The organism is Cyanobium sp. NIVA-CYA 375, assembly GCF_056108345.1.
This window is the reverse complement of sequence record NZ_JBSYHW010000027.1, coordinates 18,056-33,531: the sequence shown is the minus strand read 5'-3', so window position 1 is coordinate 33,531 and position 15,476 is coordinate 18,056. Positions and strand designations below refer to the sequence as shown.

Annotated in this window: 21 protein-coding genes; 14 read left to right on the top strand and 7 right to left on the bottom strand. The window is 63.4% G+C overall.

The window, feature by feature from the left end; translation table 11 throughout:
- The 3 genes from AC01FP_RS08885 to AC01FP_RS08875 form a co-directional block, all read left to right on the top strand.
- Positions 1-181: hypothetical protein (locus AC01FP_RS08885; protein ID WP_474479647.1), on the top strand; the 181-nt coding region annotated here is incomplete at its 5' end.
- 353 nt (positions 182-534) lie between these two features.
- Positions 535-906 carry a hypothetical protein gene (locus AC01FP_RS08880; RefSeq protein ID WP_474479645.1) on the top strand — a complete coding sequence of 124 codons (372 nt, stop codon included), beginning with the start codon at positions 535-537 and terminating at the stop codon, positions 904-906.
- Positions 907-1,513: 607 nt separating this feature from the next.
- Positions 1,514-1,786, top strand: coding sequence for a type II toxin-antitoxin system PemK/MazF family toxin (locus AC01FP_RS08875; RefSeq protein WP_474479644.1), 273 nt, complete (start codon positions 1,514-1,516; stop codon positions 1,784-1,786).
- A gap of 173 nt (positions 1,787-1,959) precedes the next feature.
- On the opposite strand, the gene AC01FP_RS08870 is transcribed toward AC01FP_RS08875, so the two are convergent.
- The 4 genes from AC01FP_RS08870 to AC01FP_RS08855 form a co-directional block, all read right to left on the bottom strand.
- On the bottom strand, positions 1,960-2,181 hold the full coding sequence (locus tag AC01FP_RS08870; protein WP_474479643.1) for a type II toxin-antitoxin system VapC family toxin: 222 nt from the start codon (positions 2,179-2,181) through the stop codon (positions 1,960-1,962).
- 8 nt (positions 2,182-2,189) lie between these two features.
- Entirely contained in the window at positions 2,190-2,438 is a 249-nt protein-coding gene (locus tag AC01FP_RS08865; RefSeq protein ID WP_474479642.1) for a type II toxin-antitoxin system Phd/YefM family antitoxin, read from the bottom strand.
- Between the two features lie 82 nt (positions 2,439-2,520).
- Positions 2,521-3,597 (bottom strand): glycosyltransferase family 4 protein, encoded by a 1,077-nt coding sequence (locus AC01FP_RS08860; RefSeq protein WP_474479641.1) that lies wholly within the window; start codon positions 3,595-3,597, stop codon positions 2,521-2,523.
- Positions 3,597-4,532, bottom strand: a complete 936-nt coding sequence (locus AC01FP_RS08855) for a DMT family transporter (protein WP_474479640.1) — start codon at positions 4,530-4,532, stop codon at positions 3,597-3,599. The genes AC01FP_RS08860 and AC01FP_RS08855 overlap by 1 nt, the downstream gene beginning before the upstream one ends.
- Before the next feature lie 58 nt (positions 4,533-4,590).
- On the opposite strand from AC01FP_RS08855, the gene sppA reads away from it, so the two are divergent.
- The 10 genes from sppA to AC01FP_RS08805 all read left to right on the top strand — a co-directional run bounded on the left by sppA (position 4,591) and on the right by AC01FP_RS08805 (position 11,001).
- Positions 4,591-5,403, top strand: a complete 813-nt coding sequence (gene sppA, locus AC01FP_RS08850; RefSeq protein ID WP_474479639.1) for a signal peptide peptidase SppA — start codon at positions 4,591-4,593, stop codon at positions 5,401-5,403.
- Positions 5,400-5,777, top strand: a complete 378-nt coding sequence (gene aroH / locus AC01FP_RS08845; RefSeq protein WP_474479637.1) for a chorismate mutase — start codon at positions 5,400-5,402, stop codon at positions 5,775-5,777. The genes sppA and aroH overlap by 4 nt, the downstream gene beginning before the upstream one ends.
- A gap of 88 nt (positions 5,778-5,865) precedes the next feature.
- Positions 5,866-6,459: a DUF2808 domain-containing protein gene (locus AC01FP_RS08840; protein ID WP_474479636.1), complete on the top strand. Its 594-nt coding sequence runs from the start codon at positions 5,866-5,868 to the stop codon at positions 6,457-6,459.
- Positions 6,460-6,554: 95 nt separating this feature from the next.
- A complete protein-coding gene (gene rpmH, locus AC01FP_RS08835) occupies positions 6,555-6,692 on the top strand; it encodes a 50S ribosomal protein L34 (RefSeq protein ID WP_006170261.1) in 138 nt (45 codons plus the stop codon).
- Positions 6,693-6,697: 5 nt separating this feature from the next.
- Positions 6,698-7,081, top strand: coding sequence for a ribonuclease P protein component (rnpA, locus tag AC01FP_RS08830; protein ID WP_322763990.1), 384 nt, complete (start codon positions 6,698-6,700; stop codon positions 7,079-7,081).
- On the top strand, positions 7,078-7,485 hold the full coding sequence (locus AC01FP_RS08825) for a PH domain-containing protein (protein ID WP_474479633.1): 408 nt from the start codon (positions 7,078-7,080) through the stop codon (positions 7,483-7,485). Before rnpA ends, AC01FP_RS08825 begins: the two co-directional genes overlap by 4 nt.
- A gap of 53 nt (positions 7,486-7,538) precedes the next feature.
- Positions 7,539-8,666, top strand: a complete 1,128-nt coding sequence (gene yidC, locus AC01FP_RS08820; protein WP_474479631.1) for a membrane protein insertase YidC — start codon at positions 7,539-7,541, stop codon at positions 8,664-8,666.
- 3 nt (positions 8,667-8,669) lie between these two features.
- A complete protein-coding gene (locus AC01FP_RS08815; RefSeq protein WP_474479629.1) occupies positions 8,670-9,209 on the top strand; it encodes a YceD family protein in 540 nt (179 codons plus the stop codon).
- Positions 9,210-9,218: 9 nt separating this feature from the next.
- Positions 9,219-10,694 carry an AAA family ATPase gene (locus AC01FP_RS08810; RefSeq protein ID WP_474479627.1) on the top strand — a complete coding sequence of 492 codons (1,476 nt, stop codon included), beginning with the start codon at positions 9,219-9,221 and terminating at the stop codon, positions 10,692-10,694.
- A 133-nt stretch (positions 10,695-10,827) separates the two neighbouring features.
- Entirely contained in the window at positions 10,828-11,001 is a 174-nt protein-coding gene (locus AC01FP_RS08805; RefSeq protein WP_254935909.1) for a hypothetical protein, read from the top strand.
- Here AC01FP_RS08805 and AC01FP_RS08800 read toward each other — a convergent pair.
- Positions 10,998-11,855, bottom strand: coding sequence for a mechanosensitive ion channel family protein (locus tag AC01FP_RS08800; RefSeq protein WP_474479625.1), 858 nt, complete (start codon positions 11,853-11,855; stop codon positions 10,998-11,000). The two genes, AC01FP_RS08805 and AC01FP_RS08800, sit on opposite strands and share 4 nt — an antisense overlap.
- Positions 11,856-11,890: 35 nt before the next feature.
- Here AC01FP_RS08800 and AC01FP_RS08795 point away from each other — a divergent pair, with 35 nt between their 5' ends.
- Positions 11,891-13,054, top strand: a complete 1,164-nt coding sequence (locus AC01FP_RS08795; RefSeq protein WP_474479623.1) for an aminotransferase class V-fold PLP-dependent enzyme — start codon at positions 11,891-11,893, stop codon at positions 13,052-13,054.
- Between the two features lie 73 nt (positions 13,055-13,127).
- Here AC01FP_RS08795 and aqpZ read toward each other — a convergent pair whose 3' ends face one another.
- Both aqpZ and AC01FP_RS08785 read right to left on the bottom strand, forming a co-directional pair.
- Positions 13,128-13,868: an aquaporin Z gene (gene aqpZ / locus AC01FP_RS08790; protein ID WP_474479652.1), complete on the bottom strand. Its 741-nt coding sequence runs from the start codon at positions 13,866-13,868 to the stop codon at positions 13,128-13,130.
- A gap of 102 nt (positions 13,869-13,970) precedes the next feature.
- Positions 13,971-15,464, bottom strand: a complete 1,494-nt coding sequence (locus AC01FP_RS08785) for a UDP-N-acetylmuramoyl-L-alanyl-D-glutamate--2,6-diaminopimelate ligase (RefSeq protein WP_474479621.1) — start codon at positions 15,462-15,464, stop codon at positions 13,971-13,973.
- Between the last annotated feature and the right edge of the window lie 12 nt (positions 15,465-15,476).

Below are 15,476 nucleotides of genomic sequence, written 5' to 3'. Positions count from 1 at the left end.
GTTACCCTTTGACATTGGATTGTCTTTTTATCAGAAAGATTTCAACGTCTATGCATTGAATCAGCCTGCATTTTTTCAGGCCAATGGCAAGGGTCAGCACAATTTTGAGGCCTTGACCAGAGGATCTCTGCTCCCCTCTGAAGGGCATGGTCAGCGGGTGCGTTCAGCAGAGATCCAATGAAATGCTTCAGGCGCCACCCTCGCCACCCGCAACCGCGGCCATTTCCCAATGCTGGCCGACTTGCTCGCGCCTACGCCAGATCCTGATGGGGCTCCGCCAGCAGCCGGGCTCTGGATGGCGAAGCAAACCAACTCAACCTCAGCGGTAAACCCGCAAGCGCCGCAACCCCTCGAGTTCGCCCTTCAGAGCAGAACCAGCAGCTGGCGCAGTCGCGCCGGCAAGTACTGGCGTACTATGCAGTGAGCGACGATGGCTCGGCTTGGGTAGGGTTTTGGTCTTCGACATCCAGGGCTGGATCACCCTCGTCATCGGCGGCCTCCTGGCGCTGATCACTCTCTTCTCGTCCTATAGCCATGCCTCAATCCCCTTCATCGGCACCGTTGAGTTCAATCAGCAAAGAGGAGTACTACTCCTCTTTGCCCTGGTTCCGGCGTTGGTTAGCGATGTTGAACTGGCGACCCGTCGTCGACTACGAGCTGAGAGAGATCGAGTTCGATCAGAGAGAGATCGTGTACAAGCAGAGAATGCAGCAGCTGCAGAAAGAGAGCGAGCAGCTGAAGATCGAAGACGAGCAGCGCTCGATCGCGCACGAGCAGAGGATGGGGCAGCTCAAGAACGAGATCGCGCAGCTCAACGAGCTCAACTCCAAGCTAGATGCGCTCTTGTGCAGCTCCAGCACCAGCTCGACCCCACCCCAGACCACACACGACAAATCCGAGGCTTGATCGCCTTCCTGCTCGAATACCGGCCTTTCTCCTGAGGGGGGGCAGATCTTGAGGGTGCCTCCGGATTTTCCTCCCGTGAGGCAATGAAGAGCCCAATCACCCCGATCAACCGGGCCGATCCGTCGGCTCAGAGAGGAGCAGTTGCTCACTCAGGCTTTCCTTCAACAGGGCCGTTGCAAGACCCACCCGTTCATCCTTGTCAACGGCGCAAAGAGAAGGCTGTGACTTCTCTGGCGGGCGGCAAGGCCTGGCCCATCCCGCCAGGCCTTGCAGAGTTGTGGTATCAGCCTGGGCGTAAAGCTACCGGTGGCTATCGCCCGCGTAGCCCATCTCTACTAAAACTAGGACATCGAGCTGAGTGTTTTGGAGGACGGGGTGCTAATCCGGCCCATCCAGCCCCGGCTGTCGCTGGAGCAGCGCCTGACGGCGTATTTACCGATGCCGGCTGAGCCGGTCGAAGCCATGGCCTGGGAGCCGCTCGGCGCTGAAGCGACTCAATGACACCAAGGCGTCTGGGTGGCACCTGGATTCCCGAGCGCGGCGAGGTGTCTGGATCGATCACAACCCTCAGGCCAGAAGGGAGAAGAGGGACCATCATCCGTTTCTGGTGCTCTCGGGCGCTACCTTTCACTCCGCCGTGGGCTTGGTGGTGGGATGCGCCATGGCCTCAGCGCCCTACAACCACAGCTCCTCCATGGCCGTGGATCTTGGTCCGATTCCGGATCGGCCGGATGCCCACAGCTACGTGCTGTGCCATCAGCTCAAATCCTTCGACTGGAAGGTTCGCGGCGCCAGACCCCATCCCCTGGGGGTGGTGCCGGCTGAACAGCTCCAACAGGTGCGGGAGATCGTGGCTCAAATTCTCGGCTTCTGCCCTTGAGAAACCAAACTGGAATCAGCGGTCTTTTTATCCAACTTACGGTCAAGCGCGATCTCTGCCCCAAGGTGGGGAGACTGATTCAGCCCACCCCGCCCATCAGCCGCACCGGCCCCGGATAGGCCGCCAGTTGCTGATCGGCAGTGATCAAAGGGATCGCAATGCAGGAGCGGCGTTTAATGCCAAACGCCATCAAGCAGGGCTCGGCGCAGCAAGGGTGGCTCCACCCGGAAATCGGGCTTCCCGAGCCCCTGTTTGATCACCAGCTCCCATAGGCTAGCCACACTGAAGACAGGCGTATTGGCGGGATCCTGCAGCATCGCCGCTAGGGCCGCTGAAAGCCGCTCAGGCGAGCCCATCGCCCACACCAGCAGATGGGTGTCGAGCAACAAACGCATGGCTGGCCTCAGGCGCCTTCGAATAGATCGGCGATCTCGGCGGCACCCAGCTGATCAAAGTCATCGGGCACCTGGCACTGGCCAGCCAGCAGGCCCAAACGCCGCAGCGGTGACGCAGCAGCGCCTGCTTCGCCGAGGGGGGTGACGCGCACCATGGGCCGGCCGGCCTTGCAGATCACAAACGGTTCACCTGCAGCTGCCTCATCAACCAGACGCGAGAGGTGGGTCTTGGCCTCGTGCATGTTCACCTGCCGCATGGCTGTGATCACGTCCCTGATTAGAACTGATTAGTCGACCAAGCATCAACTCTGAGTCCCAGGATGGGTTGAACAAACCGTTTCACAATCCCAGCCCAGCCAGCAGCCAAGCCTCCAGCCGCTGCGCCAGCACCGCCCGCGAGGCATGGGCCTCCACCCAGGCCCGGCAGGCGCGCCGCTCGATCGTGCCCACCTGCGCTACCGCCGCCGCCAGGGCCGTCACGTCGTCTGGCTCCACCAGCAGGCCAGTGAGCCCTGGCTGCACCAGCTCAGCGGGACCGCCGCGGCGATAGGCCACCACCGGCACACCGCAGGCCATGGCCTCCACCACCACGTTGCCGTAGGCCTCATTCCACTTGGGGGTATTCAGCAGGGCCTGGCAGCGGCCCAGCTCCGCCTGCAGCTGATCGGTGGGCAGGAAACCCCGCCACTGCAGGGTGCCAGCCGGCACCGACGCCTCCACCGCTGCCGCATAGGCCTGGTCTTCCACCAAACCCCACACCGCCAGGGGCAAGCCCAGCTGGGCCGCCGCGGCCGCCGCGTCCTCCAGCCCCTTCTCCGGCGCCACCCGGCCGGCCCAGCCGAGCAGCGGCTCAGGCTCGGCGCAGAAGCCATAGGCGTCTAGGTCAAAGCCATTGCCCAGCACCACCGGCTCCTGGGGCAAGCCAAAATCCTCCGCCTGCACGCGGGTATGAAAAGCGAGGCGCCGCTGGTCCCAAGCCGCCAGCTCGGCAATCGCCAAATCCATCGCCTCACTCACCGAACCCATGCTCACCAGGTGAAACAGGGGCAGGGGCGCTAGGGGCGTCAACCAGAGAGGCAGCCAGTCGTAGGCCAGGTTGATCACCGCCTCAAAGCCGGCCCCAGGCCCCTCCAACAGGGCCCGCCGCCAGAAGGCCTGCAGCAGGCCATCGGCCGGCATCGTGATCGCAGCACTGCGCTGCTGGTGCTGGGCGCTGGTCTGGGAGCTGCCGCTACAGGTCCAAAGTTCGGCGGCGAGGCAGGAAGGGGGCAGCACGGATCCCTCGGCCGCCAGCACCGTCACCCGGTGGCCCCGCCCCAATAACCCCGCCACCAGGGCACAGGCCGTGAGCTCCACACCACCGCCGCGGCCACTGCCCAGGGCTCCCACCGGAGTACTCACCACCAGGATCCGCATCAGGGCTGCTCCAGCAGGGGGGTGCCGCGCCAGAGCTGCTGGCGCCGGTTGATCAACAGCACCGACACCAGGGCCAGCAGGGCCCCGAGCCACTGCAGCGGCTGCAACTGCTCACCAAGCAGCCAAACCCCGCAGAGCAGGGCGAAGACGGGAGTTAAGAAGGTGAGAGCGGTGAAACCTGTGAGGTCACCACTGCTGGCAAACCAGAAGAAGAGGCCGTAGGCCAGGGCGCTGCCGAGCACGGTGGCGTAAGCCATTAATCCCCATTCTCCCAGGCTCCAGCTGGGCAGTAGGGGCCCCTCCCAGGCGACCCCGCCCAGCAGGGGCAGGCCACCCAGCAGAAGGTGCCAGCCGGTAATTGCCACCGGATCGCTCTGGCGGCTGGCGTAGCGACTCAGCACCGTGCCAATGGCCATCGCCGCCGCCGCCGCCAGCATCCACAGCTCCCCGTGGCTCCAGGCCTGTTCGCCGAGGGCGACGGGACCATCGAGCCACCAGTGGCGCAGCACCTGTGCCGGCAAACCCAGACAAAGGATGCCGAGCAGCCCCAGCAGCAGGCCCACCCAGCCCACCGGATTGATCGCCTCCCCAAACAGACTGCGGGCCAGCAGGGCCACCAGCAGGGGCTGGGAGTCGATCAGCACCGAACCCAGGCCCGCTCCGGTCTGGCCCAGGCCCTGGGCCAGCAGGCCCTGGAAGAGGCTGCCATCCACAAGAGCAAAGGCCAGCAACCAGGGCCAATCAACGGCAGCAACCCGCAGCGAGCGGCCCAGCAATAGGGCGGCCAGCAGCACCAGAACCCCCGCCGGCAGCAACCGCAGGCTTGCCACCTGCAGGGGACTGCCGGATTCCAGCAGGGGCCGCATCGCCGCCATCGCCGTGCCCCAGAGCGCAAAAGGGAGCAACATCAAGGGCCATCGCAGGGCCTGGGGCATGGGCTTCCTGGCCGGCGAAGGCTTTGTTTTTAAGATCCAACCACCTCACCTATCCCAAATGCCCTGGCCCTGGCGCCGCAAGACCCGTCGCACCCTGGCGCGCATTGCCATCGAAGGACCAATCGCCGGCCCCGCCCGCAGCCGGGTGCTCAAGGCCCTACGCCAGGTGGAGCAACGGGAGTGCCCTGCTCTGTTGCTGCGCATCGATAGCCCCGGCGGCACCGTGGGCGACAGCCAGGAGATCCACAGCGCCCTACTGCGCCTACGCGAGAAAGGCTGCAAGGTGGTGGCCAGCTTCGGCAACATTTCCGCCTCAGGCGGGGTCTACATCGGCGTTGCCGCCGAAAAAATTGTGGCCAACCCAGGCACAATCACCGGCTCGATAGGCGTGATTCTGCGGGGCAACAACCTCTCCAAGCTGCTGGAGCGGCTGGGCGTGAGCTTTGAAACCGTCAAGAGCGGCCTCTACAAAGACATTCTTTCGCCGGATCGCGCCCTCAGCGAAGGGGAACGCAAGCTGCTGCAGAGCCTGATTGATTCGAGCTACCACCAGTTTGTGGAAGCTGTAGCAACGGGCCGGGGCCTTAACCAGGAGACGGTGCGCGGCTTCGCCGATGGCCGGGTGTTCAGCGGCGCCCAAGCCCTGGAGCTGGGTTTAGTAGATGTGCTTGGTGACGAGGAGACGGCCAGGCGCCTGGCCGCCGAGCTGGCCGGCCTCGACCCTGAGAAAACCCGCCCAACCACCTTTGGCAGCCCGCCTAAACGCTTTGGCGGTGTGCTGCCGGGCCGCAGCCAACTGCGCCAGCTGATCGAGAGCTTCAGCCTGGAACTGGCCTGGAGCGGTCAACCCCTGTGGCTATACAGGCCATGAACGCTGGATTTGTGCTGCGGGCCCTGCGCGGTGCCACCACCGCCGAGGTGAACAGCGCCGAGGCGATTGAAGCCTCGGTGAAGGAGCTTGTGGATGCCCTGGTGGAGCGCAATGGGCTTCAGGGAGAGCAGCTGGTGTCGGTGACCTTTTCAGTGACCTGTGATCTGGATGCCTGTTTCCCGGCGGCCATCGCCAGACGCCAGCCAGGCTGGGATCAAGTGGCCCTACTCGATTGCCAGCAAATGGCAGTGGCGGGCGATCTGCCTCGCTGCATCCGACTGCTGGCCCATGCCTGGCTGCAACCGCAGCAGACGCCAGTGCACCCCTACCTGCGCGACGCTGCCGGGCTGCGCCCCGATCGGGCCAGGGCTTGAGCCTGCCGCCACCTTTGGGGCCGGCCACCGAGGGCACCGGGGCAGCAGCTCCCTGCTGAGAATCAAATTACTTATTGGTGCAGCCCGAATGGGTTTCCCTCGCCTTCGCCACCAACTCGCCCTCCCGGCCCTAGCCGCCGGCGCCGCTCTCGTTACTGGAGCATTTGCGCTTAGCACCGGTTCCCAGCCGAGCCTGGCCCAAGGCACTCCCAGTCTGATGGAGTTTCGCTGGGATAACACCAAGGACTACCGCAAGCTCTACTACTTCATGACCGACACCCAGCGCCTCAAGCGCTCGGAGTACTACTTAATTCTCAGACCAAAAGATCGCAAGACGGCAATTCTCAAGCTGAGCATCAGCATCCCAAGCTATTTTGACGCCAAAATCGACCCCAAGCGAGTCAAGCTCTGCAAGATGAGTGAGGGCGGCATGATGTCGCGCACCAAGTGCCAGGAGATCATCCCAGCCACGATCGAAGTGGCTGCCAACGGCAGTGCCATTGAGATTTTCCCAGACACGCCCGTGCCAGACACCGGCACCATTGGGGTGTACATGAACATCTTCAATCCCTTCAACATCGGCATGTATCAGTTCAATGCCCTAGCCCAAGCCCCCGGCGACGTGCCGATAGCCGGCTACCTGGGCAGCTGGCTGATTCAGATCGATCCGCCTAACAACTGAGCAGTGGGGTACTGAGTGGGGGCGGCGCCAACCCCGCCTGATAGGTTGGCCCTTACGCCCATTACCGACGCAATAAGCGCAGCGAAGAGCCAGCCATGACCAAGCGCACCCTGGAAGGAACGAGTCGTAAGCGCAAGCGCGTATCCGGCTTCCGAGTGCGCATGCGCAGCCACACAGGCCGCCGCGTGATCCGCACCCGCCGCCGCCGCGGCCGGGCCCGCCTCGCCGTTTAAGAGCCTTGGCCCTGCCCCAGTGCCACCGGCTCAAGGGGCAACGGGTGTTTGACCGTGTGTATCAGAAGGGCCGCAAAACGCACGGCCCTTTTTTGTTGCTCCGCGTTTTGGACGCCCTGCCCCAACTCCTGCCAGCCAAGCAGCAGGCAAGTCCGCCCAGCAGCTGGCGCTGCGGGATTGTGATCAGCAGCAAGGTGCACAAACGATCCGTGCGCCGCAATCGCCTGCGCCGCCTGCTGCACGAGCACCTACTTGCCCAGCAAATCGGCGATGACCAGCGCTGCCTCTGGCTGCTACTCAGCCTCAAACCCGGTAGCGCTGAGCAATGCCCCCAGGCCTTGCTGGGAGAATGCAGCCAACTTCTTCACCAAGCAGGCCTGACGCGATGAGCACTGCCCCCGCCGCCTCCATTCAGGAAAGCGTTTTCTACGAAGGCGGGCCCGCCAAGGGAGACCTGATCTTCAACTTGGTGCTCGGGCTCACCCTCATCGGCATTCCTTTTGCCGTTGGAGCGATCGTGCGGGCTCTATGGCTGCGTTTCCGGATCACCAGTCGCCGCATCGAGGTGAATGGTGGCTGGCTGGGGCGCGACCGCACCCAGGTTGTGTACAGCCAAATCAGGGAGGTGCGCAGTGTGCCCCGCGGCTTCGGCCTCTGGGGCGACATGGTGCTTGTGCTCAATGACGGCTCCAAGCTCGAAATGCGTGCAGTGCCAGGGTTCCGTGAGCTCGAGGCCTACATCGAGGAGCGCCGCCAGACCAAGAGCTCCACACCCAAGGGCATGGCCGCCTAGACCATCAGTCACACTGAGCCCACGCTCCCCCCTACCCCGAGAGCCCCTCTGCCGTGATCGGCTACATCTCCGACAACCTGCTGCTCCCAATCCTCGATTTCTTCTACGGATTGGTGCCCAGCTACGGCCTGGCAATCATCGCCCTCACCCTGGTGATCCGCCTGGCCCTGTTCCCCCTGAGCGCCGGCTCGATTCGTAATGCCAGGCGCATGCGGATCGCCCAGCCCGCCATGCAGAAGCGGCAGGCCGAGATCAAGGCCAAATACGCCAGCAACCCTCAAAAACAGCAGGAGGAGCTGGGCCAACTAATGAAGGAGTTCGGTAGCCCCCTGGCTGGCTGCCTGCCCCTTTTGGTGCAGATGCCGATCCTGTTCGCCCTGTTCGCCACCCTGCGCGGCTCACCATTCGCGGATGTGCCCTACACCCTCAACCTCAAGGTGCTGCCGGCTGAGCAGATCGCCGCGGTGGAGACCAAACCTTTCAACAGCGCCAGCCATTCGATCTTCGTTACCGAAACCAACCACGTGCCGGTGATCGCCAGCCTCGAAGGCGGCACCAAGCTGGGGGTGGGTGATTCGGCCCAGGTGAAGCTCCACACAAAGGACGGCTCGAGCTTTGCTTCGGTGCTGCAGGGCATTGACAACGGCGACGACTACACGCCCGCTTGGAGCGTTACCAAGGGAGAAGGCGTCGTGAGCGTGGCAGCTGATGGCACGATCACGGCCCTAGGCACCGGCGACGCCACAGTCGAAGCCAAAATTCCTGGTCTGGCAGCCCGCAGCGGCTTCCTGTTCATCAAGGCCCTCGGCCAGGTGGGCTTTATGACCGATGGCGCCGTGAACTGGGACATCGCCATCCTGGTGGCCGGCTTCGGCGCCAGCCTGTTTGCCTCCCAGATCCTTTCTGGCATGGGCATGCCCGCCAATCCTCAGCAATCCACCGCCAACAAGATCACCCCGGTGATGATCACCGGCATGTTCCTGTTCTTCCCCTTGCCAGCCGGGGTTTTGCTCTACATGGTGGTGGCCAACATCTTCCAGGCCCTGCAAACCTTCCTGCTAAGCCGCGAAGCCTTGCCGGACAACCTCCAGGCGATCCTTGACCAGCAAATGGCCCAGCAACCGCTGACTGTTTCAGCCAGCGGCGGTCGCCTGCCTTTCGAACCCAAGGGCAAGAAGTGATCCGTGTCCAATTCCCGCCTGCCAGAGCACTCTGAGCCGATGGTTGGGGAGCGGCTGCGGCCGGTTTCCCTCCAGGAAATGCGACACCTCGAAGCTGGGAGGCACTGGCTAATCGACCAACCCATCGCTGGTCTGGCCAGCCTGACCCCGGTGCGCGGCCAACTGCATGCCACCCACCTAGGCAACGTGCTGGAAGTTGGGGGTGAGGCGGAAACGATTGTCACCCTCTGCTGCGATCGCTGCCTGCAGCACTTCAACCTGCCCCTGCGTGCCAACACCAAAGAATTGCTTTGGATCGGCGAACCCGCCCCCATCCCATCCGACTCGACGGCAATCGAGAGCGAGGCCGACGACAGCGGCCTGATGGAGCAGCTCGATCCCAGGGGCAACTTCGATCCTGAGCACTGGGTATTTGAGCAACTAAACCTGCTGCTACCGATCGTTAACCACTGCGGCAAGGAGTGCCCCGGTCCGGCCACCTGGAGCAGCGACGGCTACAGCGGCGACCCGCGCTGGCGTGGGCTGCAGGGTTTGGGTTCCTAGGCTTTTTTCGTGACTGACAGCTGGGCCGACCAACTCGATCTACTGATCCGGGCCCGCACGCCGATTCTGTGGATCCGCAGCCTGGAAGAGGAACGGGTTGATGGCCTATTGGAGCAAGCCGCCCAGCGGCTGGGCGGCCGCACCCTGCTGCGCTGGGACTTCATCGATGGCTTGAGCGGCGCCCCAAACCGCGGCGGCGAGGCGGCCCGCAACCCGATGGCGGCACTGGCCTGCCTTGATCCCCTGCCGCCCGAGCAGGGGGCCCTGCTGGTGCTGCGCGATTTTCACCGCTACTGCGAAGACGCCGGTGTCTGCCGCCGGCTGCGCAACCTGGCCTCGAGCCTGCGCCAGGCGCCCCGCACCCTGGTGATCACCGCCCCCGACTGGGCCATACCCCGCGAGCTGGAAGACAGCATCACCCTGCTAGACCTACCCCTGCCTGATGCCGAGGAGATCCGCCAGCTGCTCAGCACAATCGCTGGCGCCAGTGGCTACCCAATGGCGCCAGCCGTATGCGAGCAACTCACCGCCGCCTGCCACGGCCTCAGCGAGCAGCGGGTGCGCCAGCTAGCTGCCCGGGCCCTGGCCCGGCGCGGCCAACTCGGGGAGGCGGATTTAGCCGAGGTGCTGGAGGAGAAGCGTCAGGCGATCGCCAAGAGCGAGCTGCTGGAGTATTGCCCCAGCGAGGCCAGCCCCGCCGATATCGGTGGCCTCGAAGCCCTTAAGCATTGGCTGGAGCAGCGCCACATGGCCTTCAGCGAAGAGGCAATGCGCTACGGCCTGCCCCTACCCCGTGGCGTGCTGCTGGTGGGGCCCCAGGGCACTGGCAAATCGCTCACCGCCAAAGCGATCGCCCACAGCTGGAGTATGCCCCTGCTGCGCCTGGATGTGGGCCGGCTATTCGCCGGCCTCGTGGGCGCTTCCGAGGCCCGCACCCGCGACATGATCCAGCGGGCGGAGGCGATGGCGCCCTGCGTGCTCTGGATCGATGAGATCGACAAAGGCTTTGGAGGAGATTCCCGCAGTGATGGGGGCACCAGCCAGCGGGTGCTCGGCACAGTGCTCACCTGGATGGCAGAGAAAACCAGCGCCGTGTTTGTGGTGGCCACGGCCAATGGCGTTGACAAGCTGCCAGCAGAGCTGCTGCGTAAAGGGCGCTTTGATGAGATTTTCCTACTGGATCTGCCCAGCTCCGAGGAGCGCCGCGCCATTCTCAAGCTGCAGCTGCGGCGCAGGCGGCCCGAGAACACCATTGCCTTAGAGGTGCTGGTAGATCGAACGGCTGGCTTCTCCGGAGCCGAACTGGAGCAAACCGTGATCGAGGCCATGCACCTAGCCTTCGCTGAACAGCGGGAATTCGGCGAGGCCGACCTAATCGCCGCCGCCAGCCAGGTAGTGCCCCTGTCGCGCACAGCCCGTGAGCAACTGGAAGCGCTGCAGGCCTGGGCCAGCGGCGGCAGGGCTAGACCTGCTTCCCGCGGTTAAGACCAGCGGGCTGTGATGGTTGGCGGAGATGTCGGGGCGTAACGAACTCCGACGCCAGGTAACAAGCTCAGCGTCAGGCCAGGATTTAAGGGGAAATCACCCCTACGTTCTGGCCCAAGTCGCCTGAGCCACTGTGAGCCCAACGCCCAACAGCCGCCCCGAAGTGCTCAACCAATTGGCAGTCGCCTGCCTAGGAGCGGGGATTGTTACCACCGTGGCGGTGGCCCAAGGACAGAATCCGCTAACCGCCTTGGGCATCACACTATTTTCTGCAATCGCCGCCGTAATGGTTGGCCAGGTGCTCTAGTTGGCTCCCATCGCCAGCGGAATCCTGGGCACGGGGAAGCCATTGGCACCGAGCACATCGATGATCATGCGATTGGTGTCGAAATACACCCGCCAGTAATTGCTGGTGTGGGTGTAGGGACGAACCGCCAGACGGGGACCACGCTCACTGAACTCGAGCACCTCGACGTCTGCCTCCATGCCAGCAAACTGATTAGGCACCTGCTTGATGGCCTCTTTGAGAAGGGCGATGGCGCGGCCTACATCAGCGGAATTATCGAGCTGGGCTACCAATTCAACACGGCGGTAAGCATGGACCGAATAGTTTTGAATGGTGTCTCCAAATAACTTGCCGTTGGGAACGATGTTGAGGACGTTGTCTGGAGCCAGCACCGAGGTAACAAACATACCAATTTCTTCCACCGTGCCGGTGATACCACCAGCTGTAACGAAGTCTCCTACGCTAAATGGGCGGAAAATCTGCAGAAAAACTCCTGCCGCAAAGTTGCCGAGCATGCCACTCCAGGCTGCCCCAATTGCCACACCAGCACCGGCAAGCAGGGCTGCGAAGCTGGCGGTCTGAATACCAAAGAAGCCCAGGATCGCTACTACCAAAATCACTCGCAAAACCGCCGCGAGGATATTGATCAAATAGCCGACTACAGTCGCATCAAGAGTGCTGTGGCGCAAACTTTTGCGCATTATGCGCATTGCTAGCTGAATCAGCCAGCCGCCTGCAATCCAGAGGGCAACTGCCCCAACCAACTTTAAAACGAACGGAACAATAGTGGAAGCGACGAGCGCAGACAGGTCAGGAGTTGGCATAAAGAAACATTGGAATAGAAACCTTTCACTGATAATCAGCCCGAAAGTCAATGCAATGCCAGGATCCTGACAAATAGGCACTCGTGATGCCAGCTACTTTCCGCTCCCAGCTACCCGCCCTGGCCAACAAGACCTACTTCAACTACGGCGGCCAGGGGCCCCTGCCGAGCTCCTCCCTCGAGGCCATCACGGCCGCCTGGCGCACCATTCAGGAGCTGGGCCCCTTTTCCGGCGCCGTCTGGCCGTTTGTCGAACAGACCACCAGCCAGCTGCGTCAGCACCTGGCCAGCTGGTTTGGCGTGCCGGCGCACCGGCTGGCCTTCAGCGAAAACGTCACCAGTGGCTGCGTATTGCCGCTCTGGGGCCTGCCCTGGCAGGCCGGCGACGAACTCCTGATCAGCGACTGCGAGCATCCGGGGGTGGTGGCCGCCTGCCGCGAACTAGCCCACCGCCAAGGGCTTGTGCTCACCACCTTGGCGGTGGCGGATCTGCGCGGCAGCCCTGAGGACACAGACCAGCAAGTGCTGCAGCGATTGGATCGCCAGCTCAGCCCAGCCACCCGCTTGGTTGTGCTTTCACACCTGCTCTGGAATACGGGCCAGGTGATGCCGATTGCAGCGGTGGCAAGCCAGCTCAGCTCACACCCCAGGCATCCCTGGCTGCTGGTGGACGGGGCCCAATCCCTTGGGGCCATCCCCATCTCAACTGCAGCCGCGGCTGCCGACATCTACGGCTGCACCGGCCACAAGTGGTGTTGTGGCCCCGAGGGACTGGGAGCAGTAGCCCTGTCGGAGCGGGTGGTGCGCGAGGCCAGACCCACCCTGATCGGCTGGCGCAGCCTTAGCCACGAAGCCAGCGGCCAGAGCGACTTTCACACCGACAGCCGGCGCTTTGAAGTGGCCACCTCCTGCATACCCCTTTGCGCTGGCCTTGAGCAATCCTTGCAACTGCTGGAGGCCCAAGGCACTGCCGAAGAGCGCCTGGCCCTGATTCAGCGACGCAGCGGCTATCTCTGGCAAGGACTGCAGGCCAACCCCCGGGCCCGCACCCTGTTGGAGGTGCCGCCACCAGCGGGGCTGGTGAGCTTTGAGCTCAGCGGCGAAGATCCGGAAAGGGTGGTGAAGCGCCTGGGTGAACAGGGCATCTGGCTACGCAGCCTCGACGATCCCCACTGCCTGCGGGCCTGCACCCACATCACCAGCACCGAAGCTGAGATCGAGCAGCTGCTTGCAGCTTTGCAAGCGCTCTGAGTGCTCCCGTCTCCAAACAAAAAAGGGGCTTTCGCCCCTTATCTAGATCCAGCTTGCCTAGATCTAATTGCGATCAGGAAGCCTGGTCGCTGAACACATTGCGATACACCCAGCCAGCCAGCAGGGCTCCCACAATCGGTGCTACCCAGAACAGCCAGAGCTGACCCATCGCTTCTACTCCGGCCCAAACAGCCACTGCAGTGCTACGGGCAGGGTTAACCGATGTGTTGGTCACCGGGATGCTGATCATGTGAATCAGGGCCAAGGTGAGGCCGATAGCAAGGCCAGCAAAACCAGAGGGGGCCAGACGATCGGTAGCGCCAATAATCACCAACAGGAAGAAGAAGGTGAGCACCAGCTCGACGATCAAGGCCGCCCAGAAGCCATAGCCACCCGGCGAATGGCTGCCCCAACCATTTGTTGCAAGCGGGTTACTGCCAGACATTACTAAATCAAACGCCGGACCACCAGCCACTACCAGCTTAATGAAACCTCCGGCCAGCACACCACCAATCACCTGAGCCACAATGTAAGGAAGCAGCTCCGAACCCTTCATTCGACCGCTAGCCCAAAGCCCGAAGCTCACCGCCGGGTTGAGGTGACAACCAGAGATGTGGCCAATTGCATAGGCCATGGTCACCACCGTGAGGCCAAAGGCCAGCGACACGCCTAGAAAACCAAGACCAAAGGGATTGCCAGGGGCAATATCAGCTCCAGTGATGTACGGGAAATTAGCGGCGATTGCGGCACTGCCGCAGCCTCCCAACACCAGCCAAAAAGTACCGAAACCTTCGGCAAGAAGCTTCTTGCCCATCGGAACAGAGGTTGTCACAAAAGTGGTTGATACAACAAGAGAAATGTACCCAGAGCCCCTTGCACAAACAAGCCACTGGGTATATTTCGATACATTTATCCCCTAAGTGGTACGCCGGCGGCGCAGGGCTTTCTCCGCCTCTTCCCGGTCGTCGAAGTGAACCTTGGTGGTGCCGAGGATCTGATAGTCCTCGTGGCCCTTGCCGGCGATCAGCACCAGATCCCCAGGTGCGGCCGCGGCGATGGCCGCGGCGATGGCTGCCGCCCGGTCGGCCTCCACCTGCATGGATGCTCCAGGGGCAATGCCGGCAGTCACATCGGCCAGGATTTGCTGGGCATCCTCGGTGCGGGGGTTGTCGGAGGTGACATAGAGCTGGTCAGCCAGCTGGGCTGCGATCGCTCCCATCTGGGGCCGCTTGCTGCGGTCGCGGTCGCCGCCGCAGCCGAACACGCAGATCAGGCGCCCCGCCGTGAAGGGGCGGCAGGCAGCCAGGGCATTGGCCAGGCCATCGGGGGTGTGGGCGTAATCCACCAGCACGGCTGGATCGCCGCAGCCGTCACCCACCACCACCCGCTCCATGCGTCCAGGCACACCGCGGAAACTGGCCAGCCCCTCTAGCAACAGGGCCAGGGGGACTCCCTGCTGGACCAAGGCTCCAACCGCCTGCAACAAGTTCATCAGGTTGAAGCGCCCCACCAGGGGCGAGTGGAATGCCCCCTCCCCCGCCGGCGTCTGCAGCACCCCGCTCACGCCGCCTGCGCCAAGCTGCAGATCACGGATGAACAGCTCGGCGCTGGGGTCTTCCAGGGAGCTGCGCCAGCAGCCATTGCCTAAACGGCTCACCAGCTGGGCGCCCCAGGGGTCGTCGCCATTCACTACGGCCCCACCCGCCAGCAGCGGCTCGGCAAATAGCTGGGCCTTGGCCTCGAAATAGGCCTGCATCGACAGGTGGTAGTCGAGGTGGTCCTGGGTGAGATTGGTAAACACGGCGCCGGAGAAGAGGCAGCCAGCTACCCGCTGCTGATCAAGGGCATGGGAGCTCACCTCCATGGCACCGATCTGGGCACCGGCCTCAACGGCCTGGGCCAGCTGGGCCTGGAGCAGATCGGCGAAGGCGGTGGTGTGCTGGGCGGTCACGCTGTAGCCGGGCCAGCGGTTCACCAAGGTGCCAAACAAAGCCGAAGGCCTGCCTGCCGAAACCGCCAGATGCTCAATCAGATGGGTGGTGGTGGTTTTGCCGTTGGTGCCGGTGACGCCAATCAGGGCCAGCCGGCGGCTGGGCTGGGACCAAAATGCAGCCGCCAGCTCGCCGGCCCAGCGGGCAAGCGGCTCAGGCGCTACCAGCACGGCATCGTCTGGCCCAGGCGGCTGAAGCGCTGCCGCGGCCTCGCTGACCACCGCCGCCACCGCGCCGGCCTGCAGGGCCTGGGGCCAGAAGCAGCCACCATCCACCTGGCTGCCAGGCAGCCCCACAAACAAAGTGCCCCGCCCGGTGCGGCGCGAATCACAGCTGATGCCGCTCAGCTCACCATTGGGCACGCCCGCCGGCACCTCCAGGCCCACCTGCTGCAGGACCGGATGGAGCAGCTGGCTCATGGCGTCGTCAGT

Excerpts from the sequence above, each read along its gene's own strand:
- aroH (WP_474479637.1), top strand. The coding sequence starts at position 5,400 with ATGAACGCTGGATTTGTGCTGCGGGCCCTGCGCGGTGCCACCACCGCC.
- sppA (WP_474479639.1), top strand. The coding sequence starts at position 4,591 with ATGCCCTGGCCCTGGCGCCGCAAGACCCGTCGCACCCTGGCGCGCATT.
- rpmH (WP_006170261.1), top strand. The coding sequence starts at position 6,555 with ATGACCAAGCGCACCCTGGAAGGAACGAGTCGTAAGCGCAAGCGCGTA.
- AC01FP_RS08825 (WP_474479633.1), top strand. The coding sequence starts at position 7,078 with ATGAGCACTGCCCCCGCCGCCTCCATTCAGGAAAGCGTTTTCTACGAA.
- AC01FP_RS08855 (WP_474479640.1), bottom strand. The coding sequence starts at position 4,532 with ATGCCCCAGGCCCTGCGATGGCCCTTGATGTTGCTCCCTTTTGCGCTC.
- AC01FP_RS08795 (WP_474479623.1), top strand. The coding sequence starts at position 11,891 with ATGCCAGCTACTTTCCGCTCCCAGCTACCCGCCCTGGCCAACAAGACC.
- AC01FP_RS08865 (WP_474479642.1), bottom strand. The coding sequence starts at position 2,438 with ATGCGGCAGGTGAACATGCACGAGGCCAAGACCCACCTCTCGCGTCTG.
- aqpZ (WP_474479652.1), bottom strand. The coding sequence starts at position 13,868 with ATGGGCAAGAAGCTTCTTGCCGAAGGTTTCGGTACTTTTTGGCTGGTG.
- AC01FP_RS08840 (WP_474479636.1), top strand. The coding sequence starts at position 5,866 with ATGGGTTTCCCTCGCCTTCGCCACCAACTCGCCCTCCCGGCCCTAGCC.
- AC01FP_RS08870 (WP_474479643.1), bottom strand. The coding sequence starts at position 2,181 with ATGCGTTTGTTGCTCGACACCCATCTGCTGGTGTGGGCGATGGGCTCG.
- AC01FP_RS08880 (WP_474479645.1), top strand. The coding sequence starts at position 535 with ATGCCTCAATCCCCTTCATCGGCACCGTTGAGTTCAATCAGCAAAGAG.
- AC01FP_RS08785 (WP_474479621.1), bottom strand. The coding sequence starts at position 15,464 with ATGAGCCAGCTGCTCCATCCGGTCCTGCAGCAGGTGGGCCTGGAGGTG.
- AC01FP_RS08860 (WP_474479641.1), bottom strand. The coding sequence starts at position 3,597 with ATGCGGATCCTGGTGGTGAGTACTCCGGTGGGAGCCCTGGGCAGTGGC.